We start from the raw sequence: 14,915 nt of genomic DNA on the forward strand, positions 1-14,915 counted from the left end.
CTGCTTTTTGCACAACTTATATGCCTACAGGCACGATATACATCCCTGTTTCTGCATCCTGCTTAATTGTGACGGACACATGATAAATGTGCCGCACCATCTCTTCTGTTAACACATCATTTGGCCGTCCTTCGCGAATAATTTGTCCATCTTTCATGGCGATGATGACATCACTATAGCGAATCGCCTGATTCATATCGTGCAGGACCATCACGATGGTTAATCCATGCTCGACATTGAGCTCTCGAATAAGCTCAAGAATGTCAAATTGATAATACATATCCAAATAAGTCGTCGGTTCATCTAAGAAAAGGATCGGTGTTTTTTGCGCTAAAGCCATGGCAATCCATACACGTTGTCGTTCTCCACCTGACAATGAGGCGAGAGGCACCTTTCGCTTATCCGTCAGCTTTGTACAGGACAGTGCCCACTCAATTGCTTTCTCATCCTCTTCCTTGTCACTGCCGCGCATCGTCTGGTAGGGCGTTCTCCCAAATGCCACGACTCGTTCGATCGTTAAATCGAGCGGCGCTTCATTTTGCTGATGTACGACTGCCAGCTTTCTCGCGAGTTCCCTTGGCTTGAACGCATTCAGCTCTTGTCCATCTAAATGAATCTGTCCTTTGTTTGGACAATGGTTATGTGCCATCAAAGAAAGCAGCGTGGATTTGCCCGAGCCATTAGGACCGATAATGGTCGTAATTTTCCCCTTTTCGATGTGCGTGGTGACCGATTGAACAATGTCCCTCTGCCGATCATAGGAAAACGACACCTCACGAATGTCCATGCAGACGATCCCCCCTTCTTAATAAAAAGATCAGAAACGGTCCGCCAATGACAGCCATGATTGTAGAAGCAGGGATTTCATTTGGTGCCACTAGCGTTCTGCCGAGCGTATCAGCCGTCAAAATGAGCAAGGCCCCGCTTAACGCAGAAAATGGAATCAGTACCCGGTGGTCAGAGCCGACGAGCCTTCTAGAGATATGGGGAATGAGCAAGCCGACAAAGGCAATCACGCCCGCTACCGCAGCAGTCACCGCTGCTAATAACACCGCCGTGATTGAAATCAAAAGGCGCATTCTGGTCACACGCAATCCTAAGTTTTTCGCCGTCTTATCTTGAAGGGCAAGCAAGTTACACCATCTGCTAAAGAAAAGCGCAACCACAAGCCCAATGACGCCATAGACACCGATTAAACGGACATCTCCCCACGTTTTCATCGTGAGATTCGACTGTCCCGACTGATTAATGGTGATATTGAAATAGCTGCAAATGGTCACAAACGCTTCTGCCATCCCTGTAAACATGGCATTGATGGCGATCCCCACCAAAATCATTCGAATCGGGCTTAAGCCGCCTTTCCAAGACAACACGTATACAAGGAAGCAGGCAATTGCCCCGCCTAAAACTGAAAATAAAGGAGAGTAGAAATAAAATTGAGGAAGCGCTGTAATTGCCATTAAAGAAAAGAAGCTAGCTCCTGATGAAATACCAATAACACCGGCATCTGCTAATGGATTCCTCATCACAGACTGCAAGAGGACACCGGAGACAGATAAAGCCGCCCCTGTAAACATCGCAATGAGCATGCGGGGGATTCTTAAATCTTTAATGATTTCTACCTGTGCATGTTGACCGGTCATAAGCCCTTCCAATAATTCAATCGGTGTAACATGAATGCTCCCCGTAATGGCGGAATAAATAAATACGCCGGCTAGTAAGAGACTGACTATCAGAAATAAAATCCCTGTTTTTTTCATCTTGAACGTCCTTTTATCATTAAGATTCGCCGCTTATGACGGGTACAACATACGAGTCAATTCATCTAATGCCTCTGCTGCCTTTAAGTTGCCTGTTGTCCCGAATAAGCTTTCTTCGAGGTCGTACACCCGGTCTTGTTTGACCGCATTAAAATGTTTCCAAATATCATTTGTTTTAAATTCTTGATCAAACATTTTGACGACTTCATCCGGCATCCCATGTGCGGCTCGGAGAATGATATCTGGATTGGCTTTTTGTAAATACTCCGTATTGGATGCCAAATACTCCATTTTCTCACCTTTTACGATGTTCTTTCCTCCTGCAATACGCACAAGATCACCGATATAGGAATTCTCTGTTGCCACTAAATAACTGCCTGGTACACCAAGCAAAATGAGAACGGATGGCTTCGTCTTTCCCTTCGTTCTCTCTTGTATGTCTTTCTTTTTTTGTTCAAAATCATCCACAATGCGTTTCGCTTGTGTCTTTCTATCATATTTTTCTCCAAGCTTTGTGATGGCGTTCTCCATCTTGTCCAGGCTCTCAAGATTGAGGTATGTCGCAGGGACAGAAGCTTGTTGAAAAGGCGTTTCTAAATCATATTGAAGGGTCGTGACAGACAGGACATCTGTCGGTTGAAGTGATTGGATGATTTCCATGTCCGGGCTCATTGGGTTACCGACTGCTGGGAGTCCTTTGTATCGAGCCGGCAAGGATTTTTGACTTGTTGGCACCCCAACAAGATCTACCTCTAGCGCATCCATGATCTCAGCAGCAGCTACAGTCGTTGCCACAATGCGGGCACTTGATGCTGCGCTTTTTTTGCCTTTCGCTGAGCTTTCAGCTGATTGTGAGCAGCCTGCTAAGAAGACGCACACACATAGAGCCGTGATCAGGGTACATAACATTCGATGCTTCAAAAAACAGAAGCCTCCTTTCGAAAAAAAGGAAGTGGATGCGCCGAGATGAATGGCGCACCTCACTTAACATAGATTCTTTATCTTGTACGAGATTGATACTTTCTGACGAGCACGAATAGTGACCCGCCGAATAAAAGAATGTACACCCAAAGAAGTGAAGCATCTCCTGTTTTCGGGTTCAGCTGACCTGTCTCAGACTTGGTTTGGTCATCTGATGGTGTAAAGGTCATCTGCTCTGCGCCCGTTTCCTCAGGTGCGAGATTCGCAAGCTGGTTTGGTTGAGAATCGTGATCATTCGGATTTTTCACAAAGCCGATGCTCTCATCGTCTCCGATCACCGTCGCAATTCCGCTTCCTTCACCACTTGCGATGCCTTTCGTATCATAGACAAGTTTGACATCGTACTGCTCATGATAATTGGCAGCTGGAATGTCAATTTTCACGCGTGCTGCCTGAGCACTACTCAAACTTTTTGCTTCATATTGAATCACTCGTGTATCTGCTTTTTGATCAGCCTTTGCAACTAGCGTCTCTTCAAATTTACCGCCGGTTCCTACTTGGAACGACGTGATGGCTGAGCTGTTCTTGACAGTGTATGAAACGAAATGGCGGCCATTTTTCACCACCAATGTCGCAGGGCTCACGACGTAATCGTTCATGCGAGAAAGCTCATCTTTGTCTGCTTTCTTCATTGAAAAAGGAAGCTTGTACACTCCGTCTTTTAGCTGAACTGTCTCTTGATTCGTTCCGCCGTTCGTTGTGTCTGGTACTGGTTTATTTGGTTTTGGTGTTTCTGGTGTAGCCGGTGTTTCTTCCTCTATTTGACCGTCCTTCAGTGGAACGATGCTTTTTGAATCAAATTGAAAACGAATATCGTACGTTTGATCATAGTGAGCGGCTGCTACCACAATGTGTACTTTTCCGTTAACTGCTTTTTTCAGATCAGACACTTCAAATGAAACCACTCTTGTGTTCTTTGCTTGATCTGTGCTCACGTTTTTCACTTCTTGATAAGAACCGTTTTTCTCTATTTTCAAAGAATCAACTGACGTATGATCCTTCACCGTAAAGGAAACGGTTTGCGTTCCATTTTTAACGGTTAACGATGCTGGATGTGAGAAGTATTGGCTCATCCGAGATGCCTCATCCTCATCGCCCTTCAGCACACTGTAGTTGATACGATACACACCATCTTTTAATTGGTTCTGCGTCGAATCAACTGGTGTTGTGCCGTTTTGATCATCTGGCTTTGTTTCGCTGTCGCCTGGCGTCGTGCCACTTTGATCATCCGGCTTTGTTTCGCTGTCGCCTGGCGTCGTGCCGCTTTGATCATCCGGCTTTGTTTCGCTGTCGCCTGGCGTCGTACCGTTTTGATCATCAGGTGTTGTTTCGCTGTCGCCTGGCGTCGTACCGTTTTGATCATCAGGTGTTGTTTCACTATCGTCTGGCTTCGCAGGCGTGACAAGTGTGAGACTGCTCTCGTCGAAAGCGAGCTGTACGTCATACGCCTCATCATAAATAAAGCCGCCTAAGTCCCAGTAAATTTTGACCCAGCCATTTAATTTGGCTGATACATCGGCTACATCAAATTTGATCACACGCGTATTCGCTGTCTCATCTTCACTGACCGTTTCAGTGGTGACGAGAGAGCCATTTTGTTCGACCTTGAAATCTGTGATTTCTTTGCTTTGCTTCAGCGTAAGATAGGCAGTCGTCTTACCATTTTCGATGACGAGCTTAGCTGGCTTTTCTGTATACGTATCCATCATGGATGCTTCAGTGCTGCCATTTTTTAAAATGGTGAATCCGGCCGTATATTCACCATCAACCAATGATGCCGCCTGAGCCGTTCCTTGAGGCAGCTGAAACGCAGTCAACAAACTGAATAAAACGAGCAGAATAGCTGTCTGTAGATGAAAAAGACGTTTCAAAAGATGACACTTCCTTCCGTTAATGCTTGATGATCCACTTTCTCGCTAAAAACCCGCCTGAACATAAGACAAGTACAAGGAGCCATCCCATCTGGCTTGTATCACCAGTTTGAGGATTTTCTTCTTGTTTTGTTTTGGTGGATGAATCAGTTGTTTTGGTTGTTTCTTTTGATGTTTCTTGATGTTTTGCTGCACCTGCTGTTTCTTTTGAACTGTCAGAAGAAAGTGACTTGATGCTGCTTTCGTCGAATTTCAGCTGGATGGTATAGTCGTGATCATAATCAGCGGATTTGACTGTGACATGGATTTTAGACTTGATTGGTTTAGACAAACTCTGTGCTTGGAATTGGACAAGCCTTGTATTGGCTTTCTTATTCGTTGATAGAACCGTCGTATCGACATAGCCACCATTTCCCGGCACTTTAAATTCCGTTACCCAGCTGCTGTTTTTAATGGTCATTTGCACAGTCAGCTTGCCATTTTTCACGATCACTTTTGCCGGCTTCAGCCAGTAATCATTTGCCATCGAAACGGCAGTCCCTTCGGCCTTCATCACAGTGTAATTGACGGAGTATGTACCATCATTTAATGAGGCAGCCTGTGCATTTGAAAAAGGCAGTATAAGTGCCAGCAATAATGCAGCCATGAAGGCTGGCATCCTAATCCATTTTTTCATCAAACGAATTTCCTCCCTTTTTATTGAACAGTTGCTGCATCAAACTTGACGCGAATGTCGTAATTGCCTGTATATCCAATGACCGGTACAGTCACACTCACTTTAGCTGGTACAACATCTGTCAGGCTGTTGACATTGAACTCTACCGTTCTCTTATTGGCAGCTGTGTTTGTACTGATCACCTTCGCATCTTTGTAAACACCTTGATCCAATGTTTTAAAGCTTGTAATCCAAGAGCTGTTCGTTAACGTGACTTGCGCTTTGATTTTTCCATCCTTCACAACAAGCTTAGCTGGTTTTTCAAAATACGTATTTGCTGTTGACGTTGAATCACTGTCTGCTTTCCATACCACATATTGTGCTGAATATTGACCATCTGCTAAGCCTGCTGCTGAGGCAGAGCTAACCGGGGCTAGAGCAAACAATAGGACAAAGCTAAAGAATAATAAGACGTGTGATGCTGAACGAAGTGATTTCATATATATCCTCCTAATTGATATTGATAATTATTCTCAATAGATAATAAAAAAAATAACCTTTATCAGCGTATGAATCACACTCATAAATGATTATGATAATCATTATCAATTGAGTTTAAAAAATAAATCTTTGCTTTCGACAAGTCAAAGATGTCTGCTGCTACATGATGTAGTGATACACGGTTTAGGTAATCTGTCCCATTCATGATACCATGGCATAACCTCCCCATTCCATTACAGGGAAAAGAACCCTCTTCTCCTTGATATTATATGATGAATGAATTTATTGTCAACATCATTTTTCATACTATTGACTTAGATTTCTGGAAAATCACAAAAAAAAAATCGATCAGGAGCACTGATCGAAATCGATTAAGAAGGGACATGTTCACCCTTTTCACTATTTTTTCGCTCTAAAGACCAAGCATACATTTCCCGTATGACTGGTTCAATTTTCTTTCCTTGTTCTGTTAGTTCATATTCAATCCGCACGGGAATGTCGGGATAAACTTTTTTCTCAACAAGGCCTTCAGCTTCTAAATCTTTCAGCCTTTCTGATAATAACCGTCCGCTGATGTTCATTTCATTTTCAAGCTGACAAAAACGTTTTGGCCCTGTCAAAAGCTGATTGATGATCAGAATCACCCACTTCTTCCCTAAAATCTCCATGGCATCTGTAATTGGGCAGCCATCTACTTGAGCCATACTTTACTCCCTCCTGCTTTTCTCTACTTTTTTTCATTATAACATAATTAATTACTTGAAATAAGTCACTAACTATTATATAGTTTAGTTACTAAAAGTAACAAGGTGATCATTTTTATCAATTTTCAATAAACCATTGAACATGCAGATGCATATAACATGAAGGAGATGACCGAGCTTTGAATACAATAGAGCAGGTAAGATTAGGTGTAACAGAATTACATGTGTCCAGCTTTGAGCGTTCTTTGCCTTTTTATACAGACATTTTAGGTTTTACTTTATTAGAACAGACGGATTCTACTGTCACGCTTGGCAGCAACGCAAAGGAACCAATCCTTGTGCTGAAAGAAGATGTGCAGCTGAAAGAGAAGCCGGATCATGAGCCAGGACTTTATCATTTTGCGGTTTTATTACCTACCAGAAAAAACCTGGGCACATGGCTGGCGCATGTGATCAAAAAAGGCTATCCTTTAATTGGAGCGAGCGATCACTTTTTCAGTGAAGCCATTTATTTAAGTGATCCAGATGGCATCGGCGTTGAGATTTATGCTGATCGTCCTCAGGACATATGGGTAGGTGAGCATGGAGAGCTGAAAGGTGGCGGAAATGCTCCGCTTGATGGAGATGGTCTCCTGCAAGAAGCCGCTGATTCCACCTGGGATGGACTCCCGGCTGGTACAGTCATGGGACACTTGCATTTCCATCTCAACCCAGAAGAAGCCGATTCCTTTTATGTGAACACGCTCGGTTTCCATATCCGAATGGCTCCCCCAGCCAGCTTATTCGTTGCTGGTGGCGTCTATCATCATCACCTTGCCTTTAATGCATGGGGACGCGGGAGAAAAGGAGCCATTGATCCACGTTTTTCAGGAATTAGAAGCTATACACTGGTTTTCCCAAAAGAAAGCGATAGAACGTCCGTCGTCGAACGTCTGACAAAAGCAGGCGTTCACATGAACACGACAGGAAAAAGTAACGAATTTATTGATCCATTTGGCGTTCTCGTTCGTTTACAGATTGAAGAAACAGACAAAAAAGAAGGTGCAGAATATGGACAAACACACAGAGGTTAAAACAGCCATTTTAAAAGATAAAATCAAACGAGTACAGCAAGAAGACGGATTTATATATATCACTGGACCTATTAAACTGCCAGTGAATTTAGACGGTAGAACGGTCATGTTTAACTGGTATTCATGGTTAAAAGACGATGGGAAAGAACCATTATCAGATGAAGCTTTAATCGAAAGCCTTTCCTCCCGTGAACTTGCAGATCACCAGCAATCAAGTGTCCTTGTTTACGGAGATTTCGAACATGCTGATGAAGCGCTGATCCGCATGCATTCCATCTGCCACACCGGCGATATTTTCGGAAGCAAACGCTGCGATTGCGGGTTCCAATTGAAACAGTCTATGCGGATGATTGAGGACAATGGAGCAGGCGCACTGTTTTATTTAGCCAACCATGAAGGACGCGGGATCGGTCTTTTCAGTAAAGCCATGGCCTACATCTTGCAAGAAAACGGCTACGATACAGTAGAAGCAAACGAAGCACTAGGCTTTGAAGATGATACACGTCAATATGAAGAAGCGATTGCTGTTCTTCAAACGTTGCGTACAAAGCCAGTCAGACTTATTACCAATAATCCGAAAAAGACGGATGCTATCAGCCATGCAGGCCTTTCTCTTTCTGGACGGATTCCACTTTGGGGTGATGTCTCTGAGTTCAATGAAAAATACTTGCAGACAAAAATTAACCGCTCAGGCCATATGAAGGCGGATCAAGAGGTGCGTACGATTGCCACATCATGAGCGATATATGAAACTAGCACTTGAAAATGCCGAAGCAATGAAAGGTCAGACATCTCCCAATCCGCTTGTCGGGGCTGTGATTGTGCGAGAAAATGAAATTGTTGGGGTCGGGGCGCATATGAAGGCCGGCGAACCACATGCAGAAATTCATGCACTTAAAATGGCTGGAGACAAGGCAAAAGGTGCCACGATCTATGTGACACTAGAGCCTTGTTCCCACCATGGCCGCACAGGCCCATGCGCTGAAGCACTTGTGAAAGCTGGCGTAGAAAAAGTCGTCGTTGCTGCACTGGATCCGAACCCGCTTGTTGCCGGGCGTGGGATTGCCATTTTACAAGATGCAGGCATTCAAGTCATCACAGGCGTCATGGAGCAGGAATCCATTCTCATGAATGAAGTGTTCAACCACTTTATTACGAAAAAAACGCCTTTCGTGACACTCAAAGCAGGCATTACGTTAGACGGAAAAATTGCATCTGCTACGTCTGACAGCAAGTGGATTACATCAGAGACGTCCCGTTATGATGCACATCACATTCGCAGTATCAACGATGCCATCTTGGTCGGTGCGCAAACCGTCATTCACGACGATCCTTCATTAACAGCACGCATTCCAAACGGTCATCATCCAATTCGAATTGTCTTAGACTCTAAGCTGTCTATCCCGCTGACGGCAAAGGTGGTCACAGATCAAATGGCGCCAACATGGATCTTTACAACAAAACAAGCCGATGAAGAAAAACGAGCCGCTTTAGAAGCAGCTGGCGTCAGCGTCATCATGACGGATAGCGATATCCGGGTGCCCTTACAAGAAGTACTTCAAGTGCTCGGAGAAAGAAATATCTCCTCCCTGATGATTGAAGGCGGCGGACAAATCAATGCCTCATTTTTAGAACAGCAGCTGGTCGATAAACTCGTCATCTACATGGCGCCCAAGCTCATTGGCGGACGACTCTCTCCTTCTTTTTTCGGAGGCGAAGGCATACGCCTCATGAGTGATGCAATTGAACTCGATCAACTCACTCTTGAACCACTCGGAAAAGATATAAAGATAACGGGTTATCCTGTTTATCAATAAACAACAAAGCTTGTAGATTGAGTCTGCAAGCTTTTTTCTCATCATTGAATTTGAGGTGATTAAATTGAACATCAAAGGAATAAACCATTTATTATTTTCTGTTTCTGATTTAGAGACATCTATTGATTTTTACACAAAGGTCTTTAATGCCAAATTGTTAACAAAGGGCAGAACGACAGCTTACTTTGATTTGAACGGCCTGTGGCTTGCCCTCAATGTAGAAAAAGACATTCCTCGTCAAGACATCCATCACTCTTACACACACATCGCTTTTTCTATTGATGAGGAGGATGTAGATCCAATGCATAACAAACTAAAAGATTTGAACGTCAACATCTTACCAAGCCGGCCAAGAGACGAAAGAGATCAGAAGTCGATTTATTTCACAGACCCTGATGGACATAAATTTGAATTTCATACAGGAACCTTGAAAGATCGATTGGATTATTACAAACTAGAGAAAACACATATGGAGTTTTATGAATGAAACGCAAAGAAAAACAGAGAGGAAACAACAAGGTGCTATTCGTCATTAAATAGGAAAGATGGTAAAATATACATAGAAACGTGTTGCAAACGATAGTCCTCCCCCCTTCCATACTAAAGGTGTTTTTATGCCTAGAAAGGAGGGGTCAGTTTGAGAACAAAACTTGTGCGTTCACGCGTTGAGAGACGCAAAAACAAAAAGAAAAAAGCTTGTACCTGTAAGTACAAGCTTTGGTTCCTTATCTTAAATTCAATCCGAACTCTAGTCCAGTTCATCATATGGATTTTAGATAAGAGAACGTTCTGAATGAACCCTTAAGATGATAATGAAAAATAAAGCGGCACCTTCATTACCCCTAGTCAAGGTAATGCTGGTTCTATCTCGTTTCTGTTTTTTGGAGGGCTGCTTTATTTTTTCATATTATTTCAGTTTATTCCTCACATTTTAAATTTATACATAGAAAAAGCACACGGTAGTCAGCCGAGTGCCCAAATTAAATTTCTTTTCAGTTGTATGGTGAACGTTCAAGAAATTCACCTTGAAGCTCTCGTGCTTCAGTTTGAAAACTAGTTCAACTTAGTCCGAGTTGAACAAAAAACTTGTGCAACAATATGTTACCATAAGTAACAATTTGTTACCATAGTTAAGCTTATTTTTTAATCTTACTTATTCATTTCAAATGCAGAATTTTCATTATTTCAAATAAATTATACAGCTTTTTGTTATGCAATGAATCAAATAAACTGAACAACACTCAAAATAACTTTCAAGTATAATAACCTGTACTTTTCTTCTAAGCCCTCCTACTTTCTATTGGCAACTGTAAGACCTTATTTAGTTAAATAAAAAAGAATCAGTATATAAAAACTGATTCTTTCTGCATACATTTATCTCAAACAAATCGTATTTAATCCACGAAACGTGTCGTAAAATGTTTCATGTGAAACATCTGTGATCTAATATTGATCAATTTCCCTCTATCAGTCTGCCAAAGCTTTCGGGTGAAAGTCCCGGTGAAATGCGCAGGCGGTGTAAGGACATCATACCTTGTTCTTTCTTCGCATGTCCTGGTTCAGTGGTTACAGCCATTTCATATCCTGCTTCCTTCGCCAACTTCAGCGTGTCTTCGTTATAGCGACCGACCGGATAGCTGACCATGATCGTTTGTTGAGAAAACCGCTGGTCAAAGAATACCTTCGATCCTTTTAATTCTTCTTCCTGCTGCTTCTGTGTTAAACGATTGAGTTCTAAATGATGAATGGTGTGACTCTCTATTGAAATACCATGCGCCACCATATCATCCATTTGGGCATCGGTTAAATGATGCGGACGGCCGATGGACTGCTCGATCATAAAAATCGTGGCTTTCATTCCATATTCCTTTAAAATCGGAAATGCCTTTGTGTAGTTATCCGTGTATCCATCGTCAAATGTGATAAGAACATACTTTTCACTTGGTGTCGAATTGGTCGAGAGAACTTGATATGCCTCTTTCGGCGACAGCGTGACATAGCCGTTGTCTTTCAGCCATTTCATATGAGCTGCAAATTCGCTCTTTGGCACACGTAAAGAATTACCACTAGAAATGCTGTGATACATCAAGATTGGAAGCGCAACGGGTTCCTTTTGCTGAATCCAGTTTTGTTTGTCTATCTCTGCCGCTTCAATTTGCTGCGTTTCTGTTGTTTCTTTCGTTTGTCCTTGACCCTTTACCTCTTTGATGGCTTGCTGGTTTCCTTCTGTTTGCTGTTTCGTACCCATACAGCCCGAAATGAGCAGCATGACTAAACCAACTGCAAGCCACATACATGTTTTTTTCATTCACCAATCCTGCTTTCTCTTTATCTACCGAATGATTATAACAGAAATTGGTTAATAACTGATATCTATTTTGACAGGGTATACATTTTTTTACACATTTCGATCATTTCAATGGCAAGCAGATGGATGGTCTCTGTTGTGAGCATTTGGTCTTCTGCATGTATGAGCAGTAAAGAAAAGGGAAGCTGTTCCCCTGCCGCCTCTTTTTGTATCAGTGACAAGTGCAGGTCATGGATGCTTCGAAACGCTTCCTCCCCTTTTTCAATCAACTGCTGCGCTGCTTCAAAGTCATCCGCTCTTGCTAGACGAATGGCTTCTACATAATGGCTTCGTGCCTCACCTGCATGGGCAATGATTTGAAAGGCTGCTCCCTGCATTTCCTCTAATACCGTCATCTGCTTCTCCTCCGATTGCTCAAGATTCATTTGCTAGTTTCAGTGCATGTTCTAGAATTTTTTCTCCATTCGCTGTTCCATATAATCTTACATTTACCACATCGACAGGTATATGATAAGGTGCCGCTGTTTTTTCTGCTGCCTTTCTCATAAAGCTAACTTGCGGCCCTAGCAAAATGACCTTTACATCGTCCCCATGCTCTTCTAATTCGTCCGCAATGGCCCCTTCAGGTATCGCATAAATTTCATAATCCAGCCCTTTTCCTTCTGCGGCTGCCTTCATTTTAGATACCACAATCGACGTTGACATTCCTGCTGCACAAGCGAGAATGATTCGCTTCATATCCCATCACTCCTATTGATAAATAAAATCTGGTTCATCCCTTAATTTCCTCGTTTGGATTAATGTCTTGTACCAGTATCCTGACGCTTTCATCTGACGATTCCGTTCATTCTCCAGCTGGATCTCTACTAATCCGTAGCGATTCTTGAATGCATTCATCGGTGAGACATTATCCGTAAAAGCCCACAGCATATATCCCTTGCAGTTTGAACCTTCTTTTTTCGCTTGAAGGGCTTTTTTCAAATGCTGACTGATAAATGAAATTCGGTACTGATCATCAATGATGCCGTCTTCGTTTTTAAACCGTTCTTCCTGCTCGACCCCCATACCGTTTTCAGCCACAAACCACTCGATATTCCCGTATTCCTCTTTTATTCTCATACCCATATCATAGACAATATTCGGATAGATTTCCCAACCTCTGAATGGATTCATTTTTCTCCCTGGGAGCTCAAATAGATCGTAATAATAAGATGGATGAAACGGTGTATTTTCGTTCCAAGCCTTGCTAGGTGCCTTAACGCGATGCGGATAGTATAAATTAAGACCGACCACATCGACTGTATGATCTTTAATGATCTGAAGCTCTTCTTCCGTTGCATCGAAAAGAATGTCATGCTTTTTCAATACATCAAGCAGTTCTTCTGGATACTCGCCTTTAATGGAGGGATCTAAGAACATGCGATTAAAAAACAAGTCATACATGCGGGCAGCTTCTTGATCATGCGAGGCAGTCGATCTCGCATACGTCACTTCTGGATTGAGAATGACCCCGATTTTTGCACCGGCTGATTCCTTCAAGCCCATTTCCTGAAACAGCTTCACCACTTTTGATGTCGCCAAGGCTTTATGATAGTTCCACTGCATCCATTTCTTCGTATTTTGCTCGAAAGGATAACGAATAGCATCTAGATACACACGAGTCTGAACAACAATTGGTTCATTAAAGGTAAACCAATGTTTGACCCGGTCTCCATAGCGTTCAAACACCTTTTCTGCATAGAGAACAAACAGCTCGACAACATGTTTAGATGACCAGCCGCCGTACTTTTCAAGCAAAACGGCAGGAAGCTCATAATGCTCTAAGCAAAACATTGGCTCTACACCTGCTTCAAGTAATTCATTGATGAAATCATCAATATAACGAGCATAGGTCTCATCTACAATTCCATTCTCGTAATCGATGAGAAACCTCGACCAATTGATCGATGTCCGGTAATGAGATAACCCAATTTCCTTCATAAGGGCTACATCTTCAGGATAGCGCTCGTAAAAATTCGTTGCTCCTGCTGGTCCGTATCCTTCGTGCCATACGTGATACCCCTCCTTATACCAAAGGTCTATATACGAATCCTGATGCGGTTTCTTCCCTTTCCAACCCTCCGTCTGCCAAGCAGAAGCCGCAGCACCTAGAATAAAGTCATTGGGTATGTCGATTTTGTTCATGTTGCCACCTGACCTTTCTTCGTGTGAATTTGAAGTCCTTCCCACATCCCTTGTAAATACATAGCTCCAAGTGCTCGGTCGTATAATCCATAGCCAGGTCTGCCCGTCTCACCAAAGATCATTCGTCCATGATCTGGCCGGACATAGCCAGCAAATCCTTCCTTAAACAATGCGTTCACAATCGCTCCCATATCGAGGCTACCTGCTGACGACAGGTGTGCCGACTCTTCAAAATCACCGTTTTCATACAAATTGACATTGCGTAAATGAGCAAAGTGTATACGCCCTTTTTTGGCATACTTTCTCGCAAGTGAAGGAACATCATTTTTCGCATTACAGCCTAGGGAACCGGAACAAAAGGTCAGTCCATGCTGTGAGCGTTCATCGAGCTGAAGGATACGATCTATTTGTTCTTCACAGCTGACAATGCGGGGCAGACCAAATATGTTCCAAGGAGGGTCATCTGGATGCAGTGCCATGTTCATGTTCTCTTCCGCTGCAACTGGAAGGATATTTCCCAAGAAATAGTCTAGGTTCTCAAACAACCCTTCCTCCCCCAATGCCCTGTATGCAGCCATCAACTTTCTCATTTCTTCCTGCGTATAAGACGTATCCCACCCTGGTAAGGAAAGTCGATCTTTTTCTATATCCATCTGTTCAAGCTGATGCTGAAAATAAACAAGAGTCGTCGATTGATCAGCTAGTGGGAAATCGAGCTGTGTTCGTGTCCAATCAAGGACTGGCATGAAGTTATAACAAATGACCTTCACACCATGCCTTGCTAATCTCCGGATATTTTCTTGATAATGCTCGATATAAGCATCCCGGCTAGGCTTTCCCAGCTTAATATCTTCATGGACCGGGAGACTTTCTACGACTTCAAAAGCAAGATCGTGACGTTCGATTTCCGCTTTTAAATGAGCAATACTTTCCTCCGGCCACAGATCACCAGCCGGCACATCATAGACTGCACTGACAATCCCTTTCATGCCGGGAATTTGCCGAATATATGAAAGGGAGACAGGATCTTCTTTGCCATACCATCTAAATTGCATGTTCAT

General features: G+C 43.0%; 16 protein-coding genes. 4 read left to right on the top strand and 12 right to left on the bottom strand.

Annotation, left to right across the window (positions count from 1 at the left end):
- Positions 1–16: 16 nt before the first annotated feature.
- The 7 genes from MHI41_RS18075 to MHI41_RS18105 form a co-directional block, all read right to left on the bottom strand.
- Positions 17–787, bottom strand: coding sequence for an ABC transporter ATP-binding protein (locus MHI41_RS18075; RefSeq protein WP_342494381.1), 771 nt, complete (start codon positions 785–787; stop codon positions 17–19).
- Positions 774–1,760, bottom strand: coding sequence for an iron ABC transporter permease (locus MHI41_RS18080; protein WP_007497915.1), 987 nt, complete (start codon positions 1,758–1,760; stop codon positions 774–776). The genes MHI41_RS18075 and MHI41_RS18080 overlap by 14 nt, the downstream gene beginning before the upstream one ends.
- A 33-nt stretch (positions 1,761–1,793) precedes the next feature.
- Positions 1,794–2,681: a heme ABC transporter substrate-binding protein IsdE gene (gene isdE, locus MHI41_RS18085; protein ID WP_113746841.1), complete on the bottom strand. Its 888-nt coding sequence runs from the start codon at positions 2,679–2,681 to the stop codon at positions 1,794–1,796.
- 77 nt (positions 2,682–2,758) lie between these two features.
- On the bottom strand, positions 2,759–4,612 hold the full coding sequence (locus MHI41_RS18090; protein ID WP_342494382.1) for an NEAT domain-containing protein: 1,854 nt from the start codon (positions 4,610–4,612) through the stop codon (positions 2,759–2,761).
- A gap of 19 nt (positions 4,613–4,631) precedes the next feature.
- Entirely contained in the window at positions 4,632–5,288 is a 657-nt protein-coding gene (isdC, locus tag MHI41_RS18095) for a heme uptake protein IsdC (RefSeq protein ID WP_024719526.1), read from the bottom strand.
- Between the two features lie 20 nt (positions 5,289–5,308).
- Positions 5,309–5,767, bottom strand: a complete 459-nt coding sequence (locus tag MHI41_RS18100; protein WP_007497924.1) for an NEAT domain-containing protein — start codon at positions 5,765–5,767, stop codon at positions 5,309–5,311.
- 372 nt (positions 5,768–6,139) lie between these two features.
- Positions 6,140–6,472, bottom strand: a complete 333-nt coding sequence (locus tag MHI41_RS18105; RefSeq protein ID WP_007497926.1) for a helix-turn-helix domain-containing protein — start codon at positions 6,470–6,472, stop codon at positions 6,140–6,142.
- Positions 6,473–6,651: 179 nt separating this feature from the next.
- On the opposite strand from MHI41_RS18105, the gene MHI41_RS18110 reads away from it, so the two are divergent.
- The 4 genes from MHI41_RS18110 to fosM all read left to right on the top strand — a co-directional run bounded on the left by MHI41_RS18110 (position 6,652) and on the right by fosM (position 9,849).
- Entirely contained in the window at positions 6,652–7,545 is an 894-nt protein-coding gene (locus MHI41_RS18110; RefSeq protein WP_057078870.1) for a VOC family protein, read from the top strand.
- The gene (locus MHI41_RS18115) at positions 7,523–8,284 is read left to right on the top strand and encodes a GTP cyclohydrolase II (protein WP_008345606.1); all 762 of its coding nucleotides are present in this window, start codon (positions 7,523–7,525) and stop codon (positions 8,282–8,284) included. Before MHI41_RS18110 ends, MHI41_RS18115 begins: the two co-directional genes overlap by 23 nt.
- A complete protein-coding gene (gene ribD / locus MHI41_RS18120; RefSeq protein ID WP_017358675.1) occupies positions 8,271–9,362 on the top strand; it encodes a bifunctional diaminohydroxyphosphoribosylaminopyrimidine deaminase/5-amino-6-(5-phosphoribosylamino)uracil reductase RibD in 1,092 nt (363 codons plus the stop codon). Before MHI41_RS18115 ends, ribD begins: the two co-directional genes overlap by 14 nt.
- 64 nt (positions 9,363–9,426) lie before the next feature.
- Positions 9,427–9,849: a FosM family fosfomycin resistance protein gene (gene fosM / locus MHI41_RS18125; protein ID WP_035389942.1), complete on the top strand. Its 423-nt coding sequence runs from the start codon at positions 9,427–9,429 to the stop codon at positions 9,847–9,849.
- Between the two features lie 966 nt (positions 9,850–10,815).
- Here the strand turns inward: fosM and MHI41_RS18130 are convergent.
- The 5 genes from MHI41_RS18130 to uxuA all read right to left on the bottom strand — a co-directional run bounded on the left by MHI41_RS18130 (position 10,816) and on the right by uxuA (position 14,915).
- Positions 10,816–11,670, bottom strand: a complete 855-nt coding sequence (locus tag MHI41_RS18130) for a polysaccharide deacetylase family protein (protein WP_035389944.1) — start codon at positions 11,668–11,670, stop codon at positions 10,816–10,818.
- A 65-nt stretch (positions 11,671–11,735) separates the two neighbouring features.
- Positions 11,736–12,065 (bottom strand): PTS lactose/cellobiose transporter subunit IIA, encoded by a 330-nt coding sequence (locus MHI41_RS18135; protein ID WP_035389946.1) that lies wholly within the window; start codon positions 12,063–12,065, stop codon positions 11,736–11,738.
- Between the two features lie 19 nt (positions 12,066–12,084).
- Positions 12,085–12,408: a PTS sugar transporter subunit IIB gene (locus MHI41_RS18140; RefSeq protein ID WP_008345616.1), complete on the bottom strand. Its 324-nt coding sequence runs from the start codon at positions 12,406–12,408 to the stop codon at positions 12,085–12,087.
- 12 nt (positions 12,409–12,420) lie between these two features.
- Positions 12,421–13,854, bottom strand: a complete 1,434-nt coding sequence (locus MHI41_RS18145) for a glycoside hydrolase family 1 protein (protein WP_224558831.1) — start codon at positions 13,852–13,854, stop codon at positions 12,421–12,423.
- Positions 13,851–14,915 carry a mannonate dehydratase gene (gene uxuA, locus MHI41_RS18150; protein ID WP_255835663.1) on the bottom strand — a complete coding sequence of 355 codons (1,065 nt, stop codon included), beginning with the start codon at positions 14,913–14,915 and terminating at the stop codon, positions 13,851–13,853. The genes MHI41_RS18145 and uxuA overlap by 4 nt, the downstream gene beginning before the upstream one ends.

The sequence above is a fragment of the Bacillus sp. FSL M7-0307 genome (assembly GCF_038627835.1).
In the GTDB taxonomy this organism is placed as follows: domain Bacteria; phylum Bacillota; class Bacilli; order Bacillales; family Bacillaceae; genus Bacillus; species Bacillus altitudinis.